This is a genomic window from Psychroserpens ponticola (genome assembly GCF_023556315.2).
GTDB classification, from domain to species: domain Bacteria; phylum Bacteroidota; class Bacteroidia; order Flavobacteriales; family Flavobacteriaceae; genus Psychroserpens; species Psychroserpens ponticola.
Genome location: NZ_CP116221.1, coordinates 871875 through 893000 on the forward strand (window position 1 = coordinate 871875; position 21126 = coordinate 893000).

The window sequence follows — 21126 nt, forward strand, 5'->3', positions numbered from 1 at the left end:
GTGAGATAATTGATCTAATGAATAGATCTAAGCTTAATTTTTTAACTCAGCTTCTAAAGCTTTGATTCGCTTTTCTTGCTCAATTGTATATAGCGTTAGTTCTTCAACCTTTTGCAATAGGATAGTAGTCATGTCCTTTAGTTGCATGCCGTTTTCTTTAACTTCTTCAGCTGAAGGTATTTCTGGTAAATGGTGATTTGCTTTCGTATATACTTCAATTTCTTCTAATGTAAGCATGTTGTAATCACTTTTTAACTCTGATACTCCAGTATAATACTTTTGAAACACATAATCAGGAAATACATTTTGAACAACTTCTATTTCTTCACATAAGATTTTACCTTCAACAAGCAATCGTGAATCACTATTATTTTGAGCGAAGTCAACAGTGCCAATACCAACTACACCATTTGATGTAATAGACATGCTGGTATTCCAAGTGGTAGAATTATGTCTAGATTCAAAATTTAACAATGTCATTCCTCCTGGATCACCTGAAACAATTCTATGTCCAAATCCATTTCCCCATGGAGAAGTAGGCCATTCTATAAATCTATTTGGGCCTGAGTTCATATCAATTGATGCTATGGGATTAGAAGTGTTTGTTGGGAAAATTTGTGAGAATGCTAATGTGCAAATAAAAAATGTAGGAATAAAAAGCAGTAATTTTTTCATAATGTTAAAATTTTAAATTGTTTGTGAAATTGTTTATTGTTTAATGATATGTTTATTGATAACTTCTCCATTTTTACTGTATAATTTTAGGAGATGTAATCCAGAACTGAGTTGACTTAGATTTATACTATAATTATTAGATCCATCAAGATCTTTTGTTACTAAAAGTCGCCCTTCAATGCTGTATACTTCGTAGCTATTTAAATTTGAGGCTGTATAAGTAATTGACAGTTTAGAAGATACTGGATTGGGATAAATCTTAAGATCACTAAGTAATACCTTTGTATTAACAAGGTTTGGATTTGAATATCTTCCTCCACCTACTGGTTTACCTCCAGTTCCTGATTTTGTTCGACCTCCAGCTCTACTTCCTTCAGTATTATCGTATGGTACAAGTCTAACTTTTGAATATCCAGGTATGTACTTTACCGAATTGTACCTAGAGTAAATTAAGCCATAAAAAATTGTGCCTTCTGGACCTTCAGATGAAGTGGATGTAACAATTATTGTTTCATCACATTCTTTATCTACTTCGCCAACACCATGAAAGTCTTCCTGACATTCTGCAATGGGTTGTTGAGAGTAAGAATTGTAATTAATGCCTATTGCAAATAAGAAAATGAGTTTGATAAAGTGTTTTTGTTGTTGTTTCATAATAGCGTAAATTTAGTAGTATTGATAAAGCAAAAAAATACCATAATTATGGTATTTTTACAATTAGCCATAAATATATTAAATTGATTAAAGTAAAATTCATAGTCTTTATTTTTTGTTTTCAATTAATTACACCGTTGATTAATGCTCAAAGTGTAAAGGAAATCAATGAGTTAAATACTCTATTTGAAACAACTATTTTTTACAATTTAAAAGGAGCTCAGGAATTAGCATCTCAAGCAGTTCAAAAAAGTGAAGTATTGCAGGATGAAGAACTTTTGCTGTCCTCATACACTAATTTAAGCTTAATATATTTTCGTCAAAAACAAAACGATTCTTCATTGGTTTATGCTCAGAAGGCATTCGATTTATCAATTAAGTTACAAGATTTTCAGAAACAAGCAATCCTTTATAATCGGATAGGTGCAGTAGAACGAAGAAAAGGAAATTATTCAGAGTCACATAAACACTTTGAAAAAGGATATCAAATCGCAAAGGATAAAAACTATGTTGAACAAATGTGTAGTATTCACATCAATTTAGCGTGGTTGTATAGAATAAGAGGAGATGAAAATAAATTTTTAGAAGAACTCGAAAATTCTATAAAACTTAGTAAAGCAAATAATTTAAAAATTAGATTGGGTGATAGTTACAATTTAAAAGGGATTTCACTTTTTACTAAAAATAGAGATAGTTCAATTTATTATTATAAGAAAGCAATAGATTTATTTAAGGAAACAAGACAGAGACATTATGAAGGTCTGGTGTATGCTAATCTTGGAGATGTTTATTTAAATGCTGGCCAATATGATTTAGCGTTAGAAAGTTTAGAGTTATGCGAATCAATTGCTTTAGAGGTTAATAACATGGCTTCTTTGTATTATGTCAATTTATCATTAGGAATCTATAATTATAATTTGGATGATTTTAGTAAATGTGTTTCAAAATATGAGAAAGCTATTAATGAATATGGTAAATATGTGGATGAAAATGCAATTTCATTAGGTTACTGGTATCTTTCAGAAGGTTATTATTTTAACAAACAGTTTAAAAAAGCGTTTGATGTTCAGGAGCAGTATATAGAATTAAATGAGAGATTATTAAATGCTCAGAAAACTAAAGAATTTGACGAAATAAGAACAAAGTATGAAGTTGAAAAAAAGGATAGTCAGATTGAGTTGTTGGAAAAAGAAAAAGAACTTTCAGAAGCAAAGAGAAAAAGTATTTTAATTGGAGGCATATTAATTACGGTTGCATTAAGTCTATTGCTGTTGTATTATAGAAACAGGATTAAAACTCAACGTATAATTAGAGAACAAGAAAGAGAACATGCAAAGAAAGAACAAGAAATAGTTCAAGTTAAGGCTTTAATTGAAGGACAAGATAAAGAACGCCATCGCATAGCTAAAGAATTGCACGATGGTTTAGGAGGTCAATTAGCAAGTGTAAATTTGACACTTTCTGAAGTAAATTCAGAATTACAAAATCCAAGTATTAATAATATCAGTGAAAAGGTCTCAGATATTTTTCGAGATTTAAGAGTTTTATCTCACAACTTAAGTGCTAACTATTTTGATGAAAAGGTCTTTGATGAATTACTGGTAGAATTAAAACAGCAATATGAATCTTTAAATGCTTTTGAAATTACAATCTCTATTTTTCCTGAACAATGTTTAAATGATTTGGATGTAGACCTAAGACATAATTTATATAGAATTTTTCAAGAGTTATTTAATAATGCTCTGAAGCATTCTAATTGTAATGCTGTTGAGCTTTCAATAAATAAGCACAATGATTCAATCATAGTTATTTTTGAAGACGATGGCATTGGTTTTGATAGATATTTGGATAAGGAAGGAATTGGATTAGCAAATATAAATGAACGTTCAAAATCGATTAATGGTCAATTGGTAATTGATTCACAAAAAGGAAAAGGAACACAAGTAACACTAGAAATCCCTATTTGATATGCAAAACATAAATATTGTATTGGTTGATGATCATAAGATGTTTCTTGAAGGCATTTCCTCTGTGCTTCAAAAGCAAAGTCATATTAATATTAAAGGTGTTTTTGATTCCGCTATATTAGCAATTGAATTTATTGAAACAAATGATGTCGATTTATTAATTACAGATATTTCAATGCCAGAAATTAACGGACTAGAACTCATTAAAGCAGTTAAAAAAAATAAGCCAGACTTGAAGATTCTTGTTATTAGTATGTTTAAACAAATTCAATCTTTTAATAATATTAATGGTTATTTATTAAAAGAAACAAGTCATGAAATATTATTAAAAGCAATTACGACCATTGTAATAGAAGAGAAATCGTATTACTATAAAGACTTTGTAAAAAGAACTGATGAATTAGAGTTTAAAAAGCATTTATTAACTAAAAGAGAAAAAGAGATTATTAAACTAATTGCAAATGAATATTCAACAGATGAGATTGCAAAACAGTTATTTTTAAGTAAACATACTGTTGAAGCTCATAAGAAAAATATTTTTTTAAAATTACAAGTTCATAATGCTGCTGGATTAGTTAAGAAAGCTGCTTATCTTGGATATTTATAATGTTCAAAAAAATCTTTTTCCGTATCCGTTTTGTGATGAGTTTGATTATCTTAACATATTAAATAATTTGTTAATCACTCTTAAATGAATTTCAATACATTTTTAAAATCAATATCAAAAATAAAAAATATAGAACTTCCAGGAGAAGCTTCTCAGATTAAAATGTCTCCTCCATATCGTTTGGAGCTAATGGAACGCAACAGGGAATTGATGAAAACAGCTAAACAAGCTGCAGTATTAGCCCTGTTTTATCCAAATGAGAATAATGAGACGTATCTCATTTTAATTTTAAGAAAAACCTATAAAGGCGTTCATTCGGCACAAGTAGGATTTCCTGGTGGGAAATTAGAAGAAAATGATTCAGATTTAAAGATGACCGCTCTGCGAGAAACCTATGAAGAGGTTGGTGTTCAAGTTGAAAACGTAAAAGTGTTAAAACAAATGACACCAATGTATATTCCACCAAGTAATTTTACGGTACATCCTTTTTTTGGCATCACTCAAAGCACACCGAGTTTTATCAAACAAGACTCTGAAGTCGAAGATCTTATTGAAGTTTCGCTTTCTCATTTTTTAGATGAATCTATTGTTATTAAAACCTCTGTGCCTACATCTTATGAAGTAAATATTGAGGTGCCCGCTTTTAAACTTAATGATCATGTGGTTTGGGGAGCAACAGCAATGATGCTAAGTGAAGTAAAAGACTTGTTAAAAAAGGTGCTGTAAGGTTGAGTTTTTTGTAAGTTTGTTTTTCCGCTTAATAACAATTACTTAATGGGATTATTTAAAAGAAACCCTTTTGGGCATATACTTTTTGTAAAAAAATGGCTAATCAGAATCTTAGGAGCACTAACTCACCGAAGATTTAGAGGTTTTAATGAACTTCAAATTGAAGGTTCTGATGTTATTAAAAATCTTCCTGACACTAATGTGCTTTTTATAGCCAATCATCAAACGTATTTTGCTGATGTAATTGCTATGTTTCATGTGTTTAATGCGAGTCTTAGCGGACGATTAGATAGCATTAAAAATGTTGGTTATTTATGGAACCCTAAACTGAATTTGTACTACGTAGCTGCTAAAGAAACAATGAAATCAGGATTGTTACCTAAAATTTTAGCCTATGTTGGTTCAATAAGTATAGAACGTACTTGGAGATCTGAAGGTAAAGATGTGAACCGTCAAGTTAAAATGAGCGATATTTCTAGTATAGGAAAAGCTTTAGACGATGGTTGGGTCATAACATTTCCGCAAGGCACAACTACACCATTTAAACCAATTCGTAAAGGAACTGCACATATTATTAAAAAGTATCAACCTATTGTGGTGCCTATTGTTATTGATGGTTTTAGGCGTTCATTCGATAAAAAAGGATTACGTGTTAAAAAGAAAAATGTCTACCAATCATTTGAAATAAAAGCACCTTTACAAATCGATTATGAAAATGAAAGTATCGCAGATATCGTTGAGAAAATTGAGTATGCTATTGAGCAGCATCCATCGTTCCTAAAAGTAATTCCTCAAGAAGAACTATTAGAAAAAGAACGACTTAATCAAGAACTTCGCGATTGGTAATTTAAACTTCTAGTTTTTTTAATTCGTAGTAATTTCTATTCAAACGTTTTAATAGTATACCATAAATAAGCCAATAAAATAAAAGCAATACGCTAATAGCGATTACTAATCCAATTATGGTTACTAAAGCAATACTTGCATAATACTTAAACAATTCACCATTAGCTTGAGCTGTTTCTAAAAGTACTCTAGAATCCTCGTCGCTTTTTAAAGCATATGGCATCATATAGGATACACCAATAACTAATACCAATAAATTAAAAAACACATATTGCTTTACAGTACGCCTTGTTTTTAAAATATTTTCCATTAGTACTTTTGCATTGTCAGTTGTATTAATGGTTTTGTAATTAATATAAAATCTGTAAAAGAAATAGGCTAAAATTGCATAGGAGAAAATTGATATGGCAATAAAACCAGCATTTTTTTCCATGCCATCAAGTTCTAAATTAAATCCTGAGGCTTTCAACCCAAAGGAAATAAATACCCAAAACACAAATTCCAGGATACTTATTATAAATATCCATTTGACAATAGAAGACGATTTACTAAGTATCATATTATAGATTTCCTTATATGATAATTTAGGATATACTTTGTCCTCGTTTTTCCAGTCTTTTTTTAATAATTCTAATTCATCCATATTATTACGGATTTAATATTGTTCTTAATTTTTTCTTTACCCTATTCATTTTTACACGAGCATTAACTTCTGTAATACCAAGGGTTTCACTTATTTCGCTATAATTTTTGTCTTCGAGATATAAAAACACCAATGCTTTTTCAATGTCATTAAGTTGATGAACGGCTTTATATAACAGTTTTAATTGCTGTTCTTCAGTGTCGTCATATGGTACAGATTTTATTTTAAACTGAACACTTTCAAATTCTTGTGTTTTTATGCTTCGTTTTGACTTTCGGTAGAGTGTAATTGCCGTATTTAAACCAACACGATACATCCAAGTACTAAACTTAGCATCACCTCGAAACTTAGGATATGCTTTCCATAATTGTATAGTTATCTCTTGAAACAAATCATTGTGAGCATCTTGATTATTAGTATATAATCTACAGACTTTATGCACAATGTTTTGGTGTTTTTCGAGTAATTCAACAAAACTATGTTCTAATGCTTTATCCAAATTTTTATCGGTTAGTTACCTATATGTAGGCTTTTGTTTTAAAATGTTACAATATGTATTAAGTAATACTTCAAAAGTAAGATTTTGGATGACCTAAATCGTATCTTTGTAAGGATAGTTTTAATAAAAACTTATGAATATCCCAGAATCAACTTTACCTCGAGTTGTAATCATAGGAGGTGGATTTGCAGGTGTTAGACTTGCAAAGTCTCTAGCAAATAAAAGTGTACAAGTCGTTCTTATTGACAAACGCAATTATCATACGTTTCAACCGCTTCTTTATCAGGTTTCTAGTTCAGGATTAGAACCCGATTCGATAGCCTATCCGCTTCGAAAAATAATAAAAAAGCATAAAACTACGTTTTTTAGATTGGCAGAAGTTGAACACATTCAGCCAGAAAAAAATAGGATAAAAACGTCCATTGGGAATCTCCAATTTGACTATCTGGTTATTGCTACTGGTACAATAACTAATTTCTTCGGAAATGATGCTATAAAAACACATAGTATGCCAATGAAAAGTGTTCCTCAAGCGCTTAATATTAGAAGTCTAATTCTACAAAATTTTGAGAAAGCTGCAATTGCTGATACCAGACAAGAACGAGACGCTTTTTTGAATTTTGTCATTGTTGGTGGTGGACCAACAGGAGTAGAGCTTGCTGGAGCAATAGCAGAACTTAAAAACAATATTCTTCCTAGAGATTATAAAGATTTAAATCCTCAAGATATGCACATTCATTTGCTTGAAGGCGCAAATCGAGTATTGCCTCCAATGAGTGAACATGCTTCTAAACAAGCTGAGAAATTTTTAACGAATTTAGGAGTAAAAGTGCATTGCAATACGTTTGTTAAAAATTACGATGGCACACAAGTGACTACCAATTCGGATCTTGAGTTTCAATCCGAAACTTTAATTTGGGCTGCTGGTGTTACTGGAGCACCAATTCAAGGTTTAAATGCTAATGTTTTATTAGAGAAAATCAATCGCTATTCTGTAAATAGGTTCAATCAAATTGAAGGTTATGATACAATTTTTGCTGTTGGAGATATTGCTTTAATGACAACTGATGTATATCCTAAAGGTCATCCGCAAGTTGCCCAACCTGCCATACAGCAAGGTAAATTGTTAGGTGAGAATATTTTAAGGCTTATCAATAATAAACCAATGCAACCGTTTTCTTATAAAGACAAAGGCTCTATGGCTACTATTGGTAGAAATAAAGCTGTTGTCGATTTAAAACACTTTAAGTTTGGAGGTTTTTTCGCGTGGTTTGTTTGGATGTTTATTCACCTAATGTCGTTGGTTGGTTTCAGAAATAGAGTTATAGTGTTCTTTAATTGGACCTATAACTATATCAATTTCGATAAAGCAGCTCGTTTAATTATTAGGCCTTTTAAAAAATAATTTTGGCGTTCCCTTCGGTCAGGCTGTCCACTATATCTTTTTTGTAAGCGACTTTCAATTCAGTCGAAAACCTTTTAATAAAACAAAAAAGGATGCCGTTTCCATCCTTAACGCGAATTTGAAGGTAGTTTCAAAATTCCGATAACGATACAATATTGTGCCAAAGCATAGGTTAGCATAATGCTAATCGAACTTAAAGTAAGTGGTTGGTAAAATTTATCTAAAGCTAGAATGCTATCAGAAATCATAAATAAAATAGCGCCAATAAACACCCAATTATAACTTATAGTATTATTTAACTTCTGTCTTAGATATGCAGAAGTAGACATGCTCAAAATAACAAACATATATACAATTACTGGTAGTAATAAATCTCCTAAACCATCTTTCAGTATATAAAATAAAAGAGCAGCATAACCAAGCATTATAAGAATGAAGCCAAGCGGCTTTTTATGTGTATTCCTTTGTTTTAAAAAGACTAAAACATACATCACATGTGCTAATAAAAATGAAGCTAAACCAATTATAAAATATATTGGCTTTATCGCATCAAATAATAAAGCTACGTCACCAACTAATGAAAAAACAAGAGCTAATATCATTAGTGTTTTTGTGGTTTTGTTTAAGTGTTGACTTTGAGTAACAAAAAACAGAAGAAGCGATATTACAATTAAAGGCTTTGTGAAATAATGTAAAGTTGCTAAGCTTTCAAAAGTACCACATATCAATTCGATACTGACAATAATGGCATAAATTCCAGTAAATCTTTGCTCGATTTTAGAGTACATTTAATCTTCGTTTTTGTAAAAATATGCAATTCATCATTCAATTTTAACAATTCGGTCAATTAGAATTTCAAAAACATAGCAAAAGCGTCAAGTTTGTACCATCAATTAATCAACGAACAATTTAATACAATCAACCATGAAAATTTCAACACTCATTTTAGCAGTCTTAATCACAACGTTGTCTTTTGCGCAAACTACAATTAGTGGTAAAGTAACCGATAATAAAAACCAACCAATCTTTGGAGCAAATGTGTATTTAGATGGTACTTATGATGGCGCAACAAGCAACGATGTAGGTGAATTTTCTTTTGAAACTTCAGAAACAGGCACGCAAGCACTAATTATTTCCTATTTATCATATGAAACAAAAACAATAGCTGGAGATGTTTCTACACTTAATAATCTTCAAATTAAATTAAGAGAAGATGTTAATGCTTTAGATACAGTAGTAATTTCTGCAGGAACTTTTGAAGCTAATGATAATAGTAAAGTATCTGTTTTAAAGCCCTTAGATGTCGTAACTACAGCAAGTGCAGTTGGAGATTTCGTTGGTGCATTGCAAACATTGCCTGGAACATCAACAGTTGCTGAAGATGGACGGTTATTTGTTAGAGGAGGAGATGCGAGTGAAACACAAATTTTTATCGATGGTATTCGCGTATTTACACCTTACTCACCAACCGCTAATAATATTCCAACACGAGGTCGTTACTCACCATTTTTGTTTGATGGAATTACTTTCTCTACTGGTGGCTATTCTGCCGAATATGGAAACGCATTATCTAGCGTATTATTATTAAGTACAATTGATGAGCCAGACCAAGAAAAAACAGATATTGGTATAATGAGTGTAGGTGGAAGCTTAGGTCATACTGAAAAATGGGAAAACACCTCTTTAAGTGTTAATGCATCCTATATTAATTTAGCGCCTTACATTGCTTTATTTCCAGATAGGAACGATTGGAAAAAGCCATATGAAGGTGCTCAAGGTGAAGCTGTTTTTCGCCAGAAATTTGAAACAGGAATGCTTAAATTCTATGCTGCTTTTGATACATCTAGTTTTGATTTGATTCAAGAAGATATTAATGATTCAAATGGTGTGCGTTTTAATTTAAATAATAAAAATTTCTATACTAATGCGTCTTATCAAGGGGTTTTAGGAAATAATTGGTCCATGCAAACAGGTTTGAGTTATACTATTGCTAAAACTGATATTGGCATTAATAACATGCTTGATGTTGGCGATAGCGAAAATTCTGCACATGCAAAACTGAAACTTAAGAAACGTTTTAATAGTAGATTTAAATTGAGTTTTGGTCTGGAACATTTTACTACTGATTTTGATGAAGCCATAAAATCTGATGAGTTTACTGGTAGTTATGGATTTACAAATAATAATTCAGCAGCTTTTGTTGAATCGGATATCATCTTTAATAAAAATTTAGCGTTAAAAGTAGGCGTGAGAGCCGATAATTATGAGCTTTCAAAAGAATTTAATGTGGCTCCTAGAGCTTCTGTAGCATTAAAAACTTCAAAAAATGGACAACTATCTGTCGCTTATGGTGATTTCTATCAAAATGCGAATAATGGGATTTTAAAATTCAATTCAAAAGTTAAAACTCAGAATACAAAGCATTACATCATGAACTATCAATATGTAAATGATGGAAAATTATTTAGAGCTGAGTTGTATCGTAAAGATTATGATAATTTGGTAAAATTTGATACTGCTTCTGAAGGATTTGATTCTACATACGATAATTCAGGTTCTGGTTTTGCTCAAGGTCTGGACATTTTTTGGAGAGATAATAAAAGTATTAAAAATACGGACTATTGGATTAGTTACTCGTATTTAGATACCGAACGTGATTATAGAAATTATCCTATCCAAGCGCAACCTAGTTTTGCTAATACTCATAATTTTTCAGCGGTTGCAAAATATTGGATCGATGATTGGAAAAGTCAAGTAGGTTTTTCATATTCATTTGCTTCAGGACGTCCTTATACCAATCCGAATACCAATGAGTTTTTAGGAGAGAAAACAAGTAGTTTTAACAGTGTGAGTTTAAATTGGGCCTATTTAATTAGTCCGCAAAAAATCATATATGCTTCTGTAAATAATGTTCTTGGTTTTAAAAATATAAATGGATACCAATATGCTAATACTCCTAATGTAAATGGAAACTTTGCGCGACGCTCATTACAGCCTGCTGCTGATCAGTTTTTCTTTGTAGGATTCTTTTGGACTATTAGCGAAAATGGAACGGATAATCAATTGGATAATTTATAATATCTATTTCCGAAAGGTGCAAACAGCATGATAATTGTCATGTTTTTCTCGGGTTTCTTGTTGTAACTTCATAGTATAAAATTTAAGAGTTATGCAAGTCAAAAAGAATCCAAACGTAGACGTCGGACGAAATAGCAGTCTCTATTTTGCTGTCGGCTTGAATTTGATGTTATTAATCACTTACCTTATGTTTGAATACAAAACATATGAGAGTGATGAAATATCAAGAGACATTGTACAAGTGGATAATTTCATTGAGGAAGACATTCCAATTGTCAATTTAGATGTGCCACCTCCACCACCTCCACCACCTCCAGCTTTGGTTCCAGATGATATCAAAGTGGTAGAAGATCAAGTTGAGGTTGAAGAAACTATTATTGAAAGTACTGAGATTGGACAAAATGATGCTATTGAAGAGCATATTGCTAGTGTTGAAGATGTTGAAGTGGAAGAAGTGGAAGAAGATATTGAAGTGCCATTTGCTGTCATCGAAAATGTTCCTGTATTTCCAGGGTGTGAAGGAGGTTCTAGACAAGAACAAATTGACTGTTTTCAAACTAAAATGCAAGAACACGTCAATAAAAACTTTAAGTATCCTGAAAGAGCACTTGAGTTGGAGATGCAAGGTAAAGTATATGTGCTTTTTGTAATTGACAAGACTGGTAGAGTAGCAAAAATTAAAACAAGAGGTCCAGATAAAATTTTAGAAAATGAAGCTGAGCGTATTATTAGTTTACTACCCAAAATGATACCAGGTAAACAAAGAGGTAGAGCTGTAAATATGCCATACAGTATACCAATACATTTTAAGTTTAGAGAAGGAAATTAAACTTTAACTAACAGAGCAATATCCTTATTAAATAAAAAATCCATCAAATATTTGATGGATTTTTTATTATAAACAAGAAGGAATTCTATTTTACTTCCATTTGATATTGCAGCCAATACTTGGTTTTTGGTTTGTGATTTGAATGGTTTTGTTTAGCATATTGTCAATAGCTAAACGTAAATCTTCTCCAGTAACAGGAATTCCATTTCCTGGTCTAGAGCTATCTAATTGTCCACGATAGACTAACTTTAAGTCAGTATCAAATACATAAAAATCTGGTGTACATGCAGCATCATAGGCTTTGGCAACGTCTTGATTTTCATCGTATAAATAAGGAAATATAAACCCTTGTTCTAGGGCATTCATTTTCATTTTACTTGGCGCATCTTCTGGGTAATTTACAGCATCATTACTAAAGATAGCAATGCAATTAATCCCTTTTGTAATATAATCTTTAGCTAATTGTGATAATTCTGAATTGATATGTTTTACAAACGGACAATGATTACAGATAAACATGATCACAGTACCATGAAGTCCTTTTGCTTCTGATAAAGAAACCATTGAATCATCAATAGTGTTTATAAGATTGAATTCTGGAGCTATCGTTCCTAATGGAAGCATATTTGAAGGTGTTAGTGCCATATTTTTTATACTTTTAAATCATGAATAATATAGTAACTTTTGAAGACTTTACAAAAGTCGATTTACGTGTTGGGACAATTATAGAGGTCAATGATTTTCCTGAAGCACGACAGCCTGCTTATCAGTTAACTATCGATTTTGGTGCTTTAGGAATTAAAAAAACCTCTGCTCAAATTACAACGCTTTATAAAAAGGAAGATTTACTTAACCGCCAAATTGTGGCTGTGGTTAACTTTCCAAAAAAGCAAATTGCAAATTTCATGAGCGAATGCTTAGTTCTTGGTGCTGTTAATGGTAAAGATGTTATACTTTTAAATCCAGAACATCAGGTTGAAAACGGGAGTATAGTATCTTGATTGTTACATTTCTTCTCTGAAAAAAATAGCGTTCATAAGTAATTTATTTGTTCCATACCAAAATGCTCTAAAGTTCGTGTTGTCAGTAAAAACAATGATGTTTCCAGAGGAATAACGTTTCACTTTAAAAGGAACAGATAGTGCTAAACTATCTAAATTTCGTTGAGAAACATAACCGCTCAATAGTGGGTTTTTAGTATACTGCAACGGATTATTATAACTTTGTTTATCTGCATTTAAAAACATGGTGTTGTTTCTAAATAATGCAATTTTATCGTTTTTATAACCGAAATTTATAGGATGAGATCGGTCTTGTTTAGCTTCAAAAATTGCGCCTCCAATAACTTGAGCGCCTCTAAAATCACCTCGTTCTTCATGAGAAATATTCTCAGCTACCAATTCAGATTTTTTAAATTTTAATTTTATTAATTCACTTCTATTAAGCCATTTCAATGCATTTCTGTAGGCAATTAGTGTTCCGCCATCTGCAGTCCATTTTTTCAAGCTTTCAGTTGCACCTGCATCAAGTGAGCCACTAGGCATAATTATCGTATTATACCGACTTAGATCTGTACGAGATAAATGTCGTGAATCTAATTTGGTAATACGCATATCATAACGTTGGTCAAATACATGCCAGATTTCTCCAGCATCATAGCTTCTAATGCCATCGCCAACAATCATGGCAACTTTTGGTTGTGATAAAGCTCTAAATTTGTTACTTCCTAAATCAATCCCTTGCGTTAAACCTGTTGCTACAGCATCGATTTTTAGGTGACTGTCTTTAGCTACTTTTTGTAGAAATTTATATAATTCTTCAGCTGATTTATTCTGATTTTGAACAGGAATTAAAATGCTTCCATAGTCGTAAGTTTTACCATTGATAGTGAATTCTTTCATGCCTACTTTAGCTCTTAACCCGTTGGCAAGAATTGCGTTTAATGCTTTTGGAGCATAGTACTCATGCCATTCCATGATATAAGCATAATTGCTTTTTGCAGAGACTAAACCATTTTTCATTTGTAAGTCTTCAACTTTTGCACCTGCATTAGTTGTTGAAATATTTTCAGCATAATCTAATCCAAATGCCAAAGGAAAAGTCCAAGCCGAAACATCATAAAACAAACTGTCTTGAAACGTTGTGCGCTTTTCAAACATGGCATTAATCAAGCGTGTGTTTTTTTGATTTTTAGGAACGACATAACTGTATCCTTTTTTAAATTGTTTTCCATTGGTTTTAAAATCACTTTTGAGCTCATGAAATTCAATTTGATGACGCTTTAATATTTCAGCTAAATGATAGGTTTTAGCTGCATCTTTTTCATCACCAAAAATGATGGCTTTTCCATTTTCTTTACTCGCTTCAACTCTTGCATTTTTGTAAAAATCATGTTGGTATTGTAAAATCTCCTTACGCAGGTGTATTCCAGCTTCTAGAGTAGATAATGCTGCAGTAAATTGATTTCGAATTGTAAAAGGGAAAGTTATAATACCATTCTCACTTTCCTGAACATGCCCACGAGAACTACCTTGTTCGAATAAGATACCAATACCACCATTAATATCAGGAAACGTAGACCCTTTTCCGTAGTAAAAGTCATCAAAGTTTTCTTCTGTATAATACAACGAACCAATTTTATCTAACGCTTTTGCATGATAATTTCCAATTGACTTAGTGAGTTTTTGATTGAGTTTTGGTGTTAGTGGATGCGTTCTAGAAGGTATTCCTGGTTGAAAAAAGAAGGTAGAATTGGTTCCCATTTCATGATGATCGGTTAGTATATTTGGTAACCATTTATGAAAGCTTTCAATACGAACTCTAGATTCTGGTAATTGTACAGGTAGCCAATCTCTATTCATATCAAACCAATAATGATTTGTTCGTCCACCTGGCCAAATTTCATCATATTCACGATCGTTTGGATCTGGATTCAAGTTTTTACTTTTATTCGTATTTGCCCAATACGCAAAACGCTGTAAACCATCAGGATTATAACAAGGGTCGAAAAGTATTACTGTATTATCTAGTAAATTAGTGACATCATCACTTTCAGCTGCAGCTAAATAATAAGCCACAAGCATCGCAGCATTTGAACCGCTAGCTTCGTTTCCGTGAATAGAAAACCCTTGATATACGACTATTGGCATATCATCTACATTTATGTTATTATTTTCTGTAGAGGCAATATGTGTAGTTCGTATGCTTTCAATGTTTGAATGGTTTTTTGGAGATGTTATGGTAAGAAGGAGTAGTGGTCTATCTTCAAAAGTTTCGCCTCTGTTTTCAATATGTATTCTATCAGAGGACTCTGCTAAAACTTGCATGTATTGAACAAGTTTGTCATGCGTAATGTGCCATTCTCCTACCTGATGACCAATAACAGATTCTGGTGTTGGAATTTTAGAATTGTACGTCGTGTTTTGAGGAAGGTAATATGATAAATCCGTTGGAGTTTGTGAATGTATTGAAAAGCAAGTTAATGCGGTGACGAGTAAAATATATCTCATAAAATTTTTAGTTGCAGTTAGAAACGTATAAAAATAAAAAAACCGCTACGAAATGTAACGGTTTAAGTATGTTTTAACAAAAGAGTAAATTATATGTCTTCAAAATTGATATCTGTAAACTTATCTGCAGAATCGGAATCACTGATAGATTCTCCGCCTTCAGCTATATCATCACTCGTTGTATTGTAATCTTCTTTTTTAAAATCTTTTTGATGTCTTTCACTAATCACTTCATTACCTTTTTCGGCAATGATATAATCGGTCATTTCTTTTAAAATCTCATTAAATTCACTAAAATCTTCTTTATAAAGATAGATTTTGTGTTTTTTATAATGAAAAGATCCGTCGTCATTTGTGAATTTCTTACTTTCTGTAATAGTTAAGTAGTAATCTCCAGCTTTAGTTGACCTTACATCAAAAAAGTAAGTTCGTCTTCCTGCTCTTAATACTTTTGAGAAAATTTCTTCTTTCTCCATCATTCCGTGATCACTCATAGCTAATTTTTGATTTTTGAGTTGTTAGTGCTTCAAAAATCTAAAAAAAAAGGATAGTAAGCAACAAATATTTATAATTCTTTTGAGCTTAGCTGTTTTAAATAAAGTTCTTGGTAGTAACCGTCAACATTAATTAAGTTTTCATGTGTTCCGCTTTGAACAATTTTCCCCTCGTCAAGTACAATAATTTTATCGGCATGTTTTGCAGAAGATACACGATGACTGACAATAATTGTAGTTTTTCCCTGTGATGCTTTTCTTAGGTTATTCAATATCTTTTCTTCAGTTTCAGTATCAACAGCAGAAAGACAATCATCAAATAACATGATTTCAGGCGCTTTTATTAATGCTCTCGCAATAGAAATACGTTGTTTTTGTCCACCAGAAAGCGTAATGCCTCGTTCTCCCAATTTAGTTTTGTAGCCATTAGTGAATTTCTTAATGTTTTTATGTACATAAGCATTTTTAGCAGCTTCAATCACTTCGGCTTCAGTAGCATCTTCTTTACCAAACATAATGTTATTTTCAATCGTGTCTGAAAACAGAAAAGCATCTTGAGGTACATAGCCAATACTGTCTCTTAAATCGTTAAGATTGAGTTGATCTATTGTTTTTCCGTCAATAGTGATATTACCTTCTTGAACATCGTAAAGTCTTCCAATCAAATCTAAAACGGTAGATTTTCCTGAACCTGTTTTTCCTAAAACAGCTAAAGTTTCTCCTTTTTTCAAAGTGAAAGAAATTTGATTCAGAGCTTTAATATTGGTGTCAGGATAGATGAAGGTCACATTGTTAAAATCAATATTTCCTTCAATCTTAGTATGTTCTAAAGTGTTGTTTTTAATCTCGGGTTCTTGTTTTAAGAACTCATTAATACGTTTTTGAGATGCTTCAGCCTGTTGTACCAAATTGGTCACCCAACCAACAGTAGCTACTGGCCAAGTGAGCATATTAACATAAAATAGGAACTCAGCAATGGTACCAATATCTTTTATTTCTCCATTAATATATTGCATGCCACCAACATAAGCGACCAAAATATTACTGATTCCAATTAATAAAATCATTGATGGAAAAAATAAAGCCTGAACTTTAGTCAAATCAATTTGTTTCTGTTTGCTTTCTTCAGAAAGGGCATTAAATGCTAGATTATTTTCGTTTTCAATACCATATGATTTAATAATAGATATGCCACTAAACGACTCCTGAGTATAGGATGAAAGTTTCGATAGATATTGCTGAACAATAGTACTTCTTTTGTTGATGATTTTACTTAATTTATAGATGATAAAAGACAAAAAAGGTAAAGGCAACATCGTGTACAGTGTGAGCTTAGGAGCAACACTTATCATATAAATTAGTGCCACAACAAATAACGTAACCATATTTACCGTGTACATAATTGCTGGACCAGTGTACATTCTTACTTTAGTAACGTCTTCACTAATCCTGTTCATTAAATCTCCAGTTCTATTTGATTTATAAAAATTTAATGATAAACGTTGGTATTGTTGATACACTTCATTTTTTAAATCATACTCAATATGACGTGAGACATTAATAATGGTTTGACGCATTAAAAAAGTAAAAAAACCAGCAATGATAGCCGCTCCAATTAAATATATAATATGGGTAGTTAATTCTTGTTTAAAAACGTCATTACTAATTTCATTATTAAAACCTTTAGAAATTGTGGTAATCGATTTCCCAATAAGCCTAGGTGTAAACACTGCAAAGATTTTTGCGAAAATTGTAATTAGAACACCAAATAGTAGACGATATCTATATTTGTAGAAGTATTTATTTATGTGTTTTAGTTCCTTCATTGAAAAAATGGAGCTTCAAGTTGTTAACAGATATATAAATTATCGTCTATATTTTTGTTAGTACTCTAATATTGATTTATTTTTGCTCGCTATTTTGTATAAACTGCAAAATAGACTTCAAACAAAAAATCGCATGACATCAGATGTTATTAGTTCTAAAGAACTTCATAAAATAGACCCTGTTTTTGGGCAATTATCTTTTGATAATCACGAACAAATCGTTTTTTGCAACGACAAAGATACTGGTTTAAAAGCAATAATTGGTATACATAGTACAGTTTTAGGACCTGCACTTGGAGGTACTAGAATGTGGAATTATAACAACGAATGGGAAGCACTTAACGATGTGTTGAGACTATCTCGTGGTATGACCTTTAAATCTGCTATTACTGGATTGAATTTAGGTGGTGGAAAAGCTGTAATTATTGGTGATGCTAAAACACAAAAAACTCCTGAACTTATGAAAAAGTTTGGTGAGTTTGTACATTCTTTAAACGGAAAGTATATCACAGCAGAAGATGTTGGAATGACTACAGCAGATATGGATTTAGTTCGTGAGGTGACGCCTTACGTTACTGGTATTTCTGAAAGTAAAGGTGGTGCAGGAAACCCTTCACCTATTACTGCATATGGTGTTTTTATGGGAATGAAAGCCGCTGCAAAATTCAAATTTGGAAGTGATGTTTTAGAAGATAAATCAGTATTTGTTCAAGGCATTGGTCATGTTGGTGAAGCTTTAGTTGAACATTTGGTTAATGAAGGTGCTAGAGTTACAATAGCAGATATTAATCAAGAACGACTAGAAGCTGTAAAGTCTAAGTATGATGTTTCCATTTATAATGGTCAGGATATTTATTCTGAAGATATGGATATTTATGCACCTTGTGCTTTAGGAGCAACAATCAATGACGATACTATCTTTAAATTAAAAGCTCAGATCATTGCTGGAGCTGCTAATAATCAATTGGCAATAGAAGATAAGCACAGTAGACAATTACAAGAACGGGGAATTGTTTATGCACCAGACTTTTTAATTAATGCAGGAGGTATTATCAATGTTTATGCAGAATTAGAAAATTATGATAAACAAGAAATTGTACGTAAAACAGAGAACATCTATAATACAACTTTAGAAATATTAGACAGAGCAAAAATGAGTCAAGTTTCTACAAATGTTGCTGCTTTAAGTATTGCAAACGAACGTATTGAAACTCGTAAGAGAGAACAGCAAAAATAATTGTTCTAACTCTTAAAATTATAGTATTTTTGCCACACGTTATTTGTAACGCCAAAACATATAATTTCTAAACGTTATTATTTAAAGTTCTTTACATGCTAAATAGAAGACATATACGAATTAAAGTCATGCAAGCACTCTATGCTTTTAAAGGAAACGAGAGTGAAGATTTAAAAGTTACTGACAAATTCCTTAATAATAGTTTGAACAGTATGTATGATCTTTATCTTAGCATAGTGTCGTTAATTATTGAGGTTCATAAAAAGGCAGAAGATCATCAAGATAAGACTCAAAAAAAGTTTTTAGCAACTAAAGCTGAAAAAAATCCAAATCTAAAATTTATTAAGAATGAAGTTCTAATGATGCTTAGTGCAAATGAAGCGCTTAAAGCAGAACTAGAGCATCGTAAAGTAAATCCTTGGTATCTTGATTTTGAATATGTAGATCTTACATTTAAGGCCATAATGGAGAGTGATCTTTATAAAGATTACATGAAAACTTCAGTATCATCTTTTAAGGAAGATAAAAACTTTGTGATTTCTATTTTTGAAGATGTCATTGCTCCAAATGACAAACTCTACGATTATTTTGAAGACAAGAAACTAACTTGGTTAGATGATATTCCAGTAGTAAATACTAGTGTTTTAAAGCTTTTAAAGAGGCTGAAACCATCGGCTTCAGAAAAACATTTTCTTCCAAAGCTATTTAAAGATGAAGATGACAGAGGTTTTGGCATTGACTTGCTTAAAAAAACCATTTTGAATCAAAGTGGTTTTAGTGCTGAAATAGCGAATAAAACTAAAAATTGGGATTCGGAAAGAATTACACAAATAGATACAGTATTAATGCAAATGGCTATTTGTGAATTTCAAAAATTCCCATCCATACCAGTTAAAGTAACTATTAACGAGTATCTCGAAATTGCTAAAGAATATTCTACACCGAAAAGCAGCAATTTCATTAACGGAATTTTAGATAAGATAGTTAAAGAATATAAAGCCGAAAATAAATTCAATAAAGTAGGTAGAGGATTACTATAAAATCCTTTAAAAATCTAGTGTTAAGGTTTGTTTATTCATCTAAAAAAATGCTAAAAAATTTTGATTCGTTGAAATAATTATTACTTTTAGGCCTTAATCAAAAAACATAAAAAAAAGTTTAATTAAAAATTATAGTAATGAAAAAAGTAATATTAGGATTAAGTGCACTTTGTATGGTAGCTTTTACATCTTGTAAAGAAGAAAATGCTGCAAGTAAAATTAATTCGGATAACGTAGCTGCTGCTGCAGAAAGAGATGCAACATCTAGTGATTTTCCAGTAATTACATTTGCTGAAGCTGAACATGATTTTGGAACTATCGTTAATGGTACTCCAGTTGAAACTATATTTAAGTATACAAATACTGGTGATTCACCTTTAGTTGTAAGTAATATTAAAAGTACTTGTGGATGTACAGTGCCAACAGATTGGAATAAAGATCCAATTGCTCCTGGTGATTCTGCTGAGTTTACTGTGAAATTTAACGGTAAAGGTAACAACCAAGTAAGCAAAAGTATTACCTTAACAACAAACACTGAAAAAGGTTCAGAAGTTGTGAAAATTAAAGCGTTTATTGAGCCAGATCCAAATGCACCAGCTAAAAAAGCAGGTTCAGCGGCAATCAAATCGGTTCAGTAATCCTAAAAGTTAAAACCTATGATGGATATACTACCTTATCTGGCTATATTTGCTGTAGCGTATTTTTTCTTGTTAGCTCCTAATTTGAAAAGAGCTAAGCAGGAAAAAAAATTCGCAGCTGAATTGAAGCGAGGTGACAAGGTGATTACTAAAAGTGGTTTACACGGTAAAGTGAGTGACTTAAATGATAAAGATAACAGCTGTGTGATTGAAACTATGGCTGGAAAAATTAAGTTTGAACGTTCTGCTATTTCTATGGAAATGAGTCAGAAATTAAACGCTCCTGTTGCTGTAAAATAAAACTTTAGTATTGAAGATATAAAAAACTCCGAAAGTTACTTTCGGAGTTTTTTTATGTGTTATTTGAAAGAGATTTTTCGATACGTTCTTAATGACAGTTTATGATATTTTCTCCTTCAGAAGGAGGACAAACTCATGAATCTTTTCTTG

21 protein-coding genes are annotated in these 21126 nt (G+C 31.6%); 12 read left to right on the forward strand and 9 right to left on the reverse strand.

Annotation, left to right across the window (positions count from 1 at the left end):
- Positions 1–33: 33 nt before the first annotated feature.
- A complete protein-coding gene (locus MUN68_RS03855; protein ID WP_249995401.1) occupies positions 34–675 on the reverse strand; it encodes a hypothetical protein in 642 nt (213 codons plus the stop codon).
- A gap of 33 nt (positions 676–708) precedes the next feature.
- Positions 709–1329 (reverse strand): T9SS type A sorting domain-containing protein, encoded by a 621-nt coding sequence (locus MUN68_RS03860; protein WP_249995402.1) that lies wholly within the window; start codon positions 1327–1329, stop codon positions 709–711.
- Positions 1330–1412: 83 nt separating this feature from the next.
- On the opposite strand from MUN68_RS03860, the gene MUN68_RS03865 reads away from it, so the two are divergent.
- From MUN68_RS03865 to MUN68_RS03880, 4 genes are all read left to right on the forward strand, one after another.
- A complete protein-coding gene (locus tag MUN68_RS03865) occupies positions 1413–3296 on the forward strand; it encodes a tetratricopeptide repeat-containing sensor histidine kinase (RefSeq protein WP_249995403.1) in 1884 nt (627 codons plus the stop codon).
- Between the two features lies 1 nt (position 3297).
- A complete protein-coding gene (locus tag MUN68_RS03870; RefSeq protein WP_249995404.1) occupies positions 3298–3903 on the forward strand; it encodes a response regulator in 606 nt (201 codons plus the stop codon).
- A gap of 84 nt (positions 3904–3987) precedes the next feature.
- Positions 3988–4629 carry an NUDIX hydrolase gene (locus MUN68_RS03875; protein WP_249995405.1) on the forward strand — a complete coding sequence of 214 codons (642 nt, stop codon included), beginning with the start codon at positions 3988–3990 and terminating at the stop codon, positions 4627–4629.
- 48 nt (positions 4630–4677) lie between these two features.
- Complete coding sequence (locus tag MUN68_RS03880) at positions 4678–5478, forward strand: lysophospholipid acyltransferase family protein (RefSeq protein WP_249995406.1); 801 nt, start codon at positions 4678–4680, stop codon at positions 5476–5478.
- Position 5479: 1 nt separating this feature from the next.
- Here the strand turns inward: MUN68_RS03880 and MUN68_RS03885 are convergent, their stop codons facing one another.
- The gene (locus MUN68_RS03885) at positions 5480–6121 is read right to left on the reverse strand and encodes a hypothetical protein (protein ID WP_249995407.1); all 642 of its coding nucleotides are present in this window, start codon (positions 6119–6121) and stop codon (positions 5480–5482) included.
- Between the two features lie 4 nt (positions 6122–6125).
- Positions 6126–6620, reverse strand: a complete 495-nt coding sequence (locus MUN68_RS03890; RefSeq protein WP_249995408.1) for an RNA polymerase sigma factor — start codon at positions 6618–6620, stop codon at positions 6126–6128.
- A 133-nt stretch (positions 6621–6753) separates the two neighbouring features.
- On the opposite strand from MUN68_RS03890, the gene MUN68_RS03895 reads away from it, so the two are divergent.
- On the forward strand, positions 6754–8025 hold the full coding sequence (locus tag MUN68_RS03895; protein WP_249995409.1) for an NAD(P)/FAD-dependent oxidoreductase: 1272 nt from the start codon (positions 6754–6756) through the stop codon (positions 8023–8025).
- A 107-nt stretch (positions 8026–8132) separates the two neighbouring features.
- Here MUN68_RS03895 and MUN68_RS03900 read toward each other — a convergent pair whose 3' ends face one another.
- Positions 8133–8813: a lysoplasmalogenase gene (locus tag MUN68_RS03900; RefSeq protein ID WP_249995410.1), complete on the reverse strand. Its 681-nt coding sequence runs from the start codon at positions 8811–8813 to the stop codon at positions 8133–8135.
- 136 nt (positions 8814–8949) lie between these two features.
- On the opposite strand from MUN68_RS03900, the gene MUN68_RS03905 reads away from it, so the two are divergent.
- A complete protein-coding gene (locus MUN68_RS03905; protein WP_249995411.1) occupies positions 8950–11103 on the forward strand; it encodes a TonB-dependent receptor in 2154 nt (717 codons plus the stop codon).
- Positions 11104–11194: 91 nt separating this feature from the next.
- On the forward strand, positions 11195–11932 hold the full coding sequence (locus MUN68_RS03910; RefSeq protein ID WP_249995412.1) for an energy transducer TonB: 738 nt from the start codon (positions 11195–11197) through the stop codon (positions 11930–11932).
- Between the two features lie 90 nt (positions 11933–12022).
- Here MUN68_RS03910 and MUN68_RS03915 read toward each other — a convergent pair whose 3' ends face one another.
- Positions 12023–12577 carry a thioredoxin family protein gene (locus MUN68_RS03915; protein WP_249995413.1) on the reverse strand — a complete coding sequence of 185 codons (555 nt, stop codon included), beginning with the start codon at positions 12575–12577 and terminating at the stop codon, positions 12023–12025.
- Positions 12578–12597: 20 nt separating this feature from the next.
- Here MUN68_RS03915 and MUN68_RS03920 point away from each other — a divergent pair, with 20 nt between their 5' ends.
- Complete coding sequence (locus MUN68_RS03920; protein WP_249995414.1) at positions 12598–12933, forward strand: tRNA-binding protein; 336 nt, start codon at positions 12598–12600, stop codon at positions 12931–12933.
- 3 nt (positions 12934–12936) lie between these two features.
- Here the strand turns inward: MUN68_RS03920 and MUN68_RS03925 are convergent, their stop codons facing one another.
- From MUN68_RS03925 to MUN68_RS03935, 3 genes are all read right to left on the reverse strand, one after another.
- Complete coding sequence (locus MUN68_RS03925) at positions 12937–15441, reverse strand: M14 family metallopeptidase (RefSeq protein WP_249995415.1); 2505 nt, start codon at positions 15439–15441, stop codon at positions 12937–12939.
- A gap of 89 nt (positions 15442–15530) precedes the next feature.
- The gene (locus MUN68_RS03930) at positions 15531–15935 is read right to left on the reverse strand and encodes a PUR family DNA/RNA-binding protein (RefSeq protein ID WP_249995416.1); all 405 of its coding nucleotides are present in this window, start codon (positions 15933–15935) and stop codon (positions 15531–15533) included.
- 71 nt (positions 15936–16006) lie between these two features.
- Complete coding sequence (locus MUN68_RS03935) at positions 16007–17761, reverse strand: ABC transporter ATP-binding protein (RefSeq protein WP_249995417.1); 1755 nt, start codon at positions 17759–17761, stop codon at positions 16007–16009.
- A gap of 133 nt (positions 17762–17894) precedes the next feature.
- Here MUN68_RS03935 and MUN68_RS03940 point away from each other — a divergent pair, with 133 nt between their 5' ends.
- The 4 genes from MUN68_RS03940 (at position 17895) to yajC (ending at position 20976) form a co-directional block, all read left to right on the forward strand.
- Positions 17895–18998: a Glu/Leu/Phe/Val family dehydrogenase gene (locus MUN68_RS03940; RefSeq protein WP_249995418.1), complete on the forward strand. Its 1104-nt coding sequence runs from the start codon at positions 17895–17897 to the stop codon at positions 18996–18998.
- 95 nt (positions 18999–19093) lie between these two features.
- Positions 19094–20038: a transcription antitermination factor NusB gene (nusB, locus tag MUN68_RS03945; RefSeq protein WP_249995419.1), complete on the forward strand. Its 945-nt coding sequence runs from the start codon at positions 19094–19096 to the stop codon at positions 20036–20038.
- A 137-nt stretch (positions 20039–20175) separates the two neighbouring features.
- Entirely contained in the window at positions 20176–20676 is a 501-nt protein-coding gene (locus tag MUN68_RS03950) for a DUF1573 domain-containing protein (RefSeq protein ID WP_249995420.1), read from the forward strand.
- Between the two features lie 18 nt (positions 20677–20694).
- On the forward strand, positions 20695–20976 hold the full coding sequence (gene yajC, locus MUN68_RS03955) for a preprotein translocase subunit YajC (RefSeq protein WP_249995421.1): 282 nt from the start codon (positions 20695–20697) through the stop codon (positions 20974–20976).
- Positions 20977–21126 lie beyond the last annotated feature (150 nt).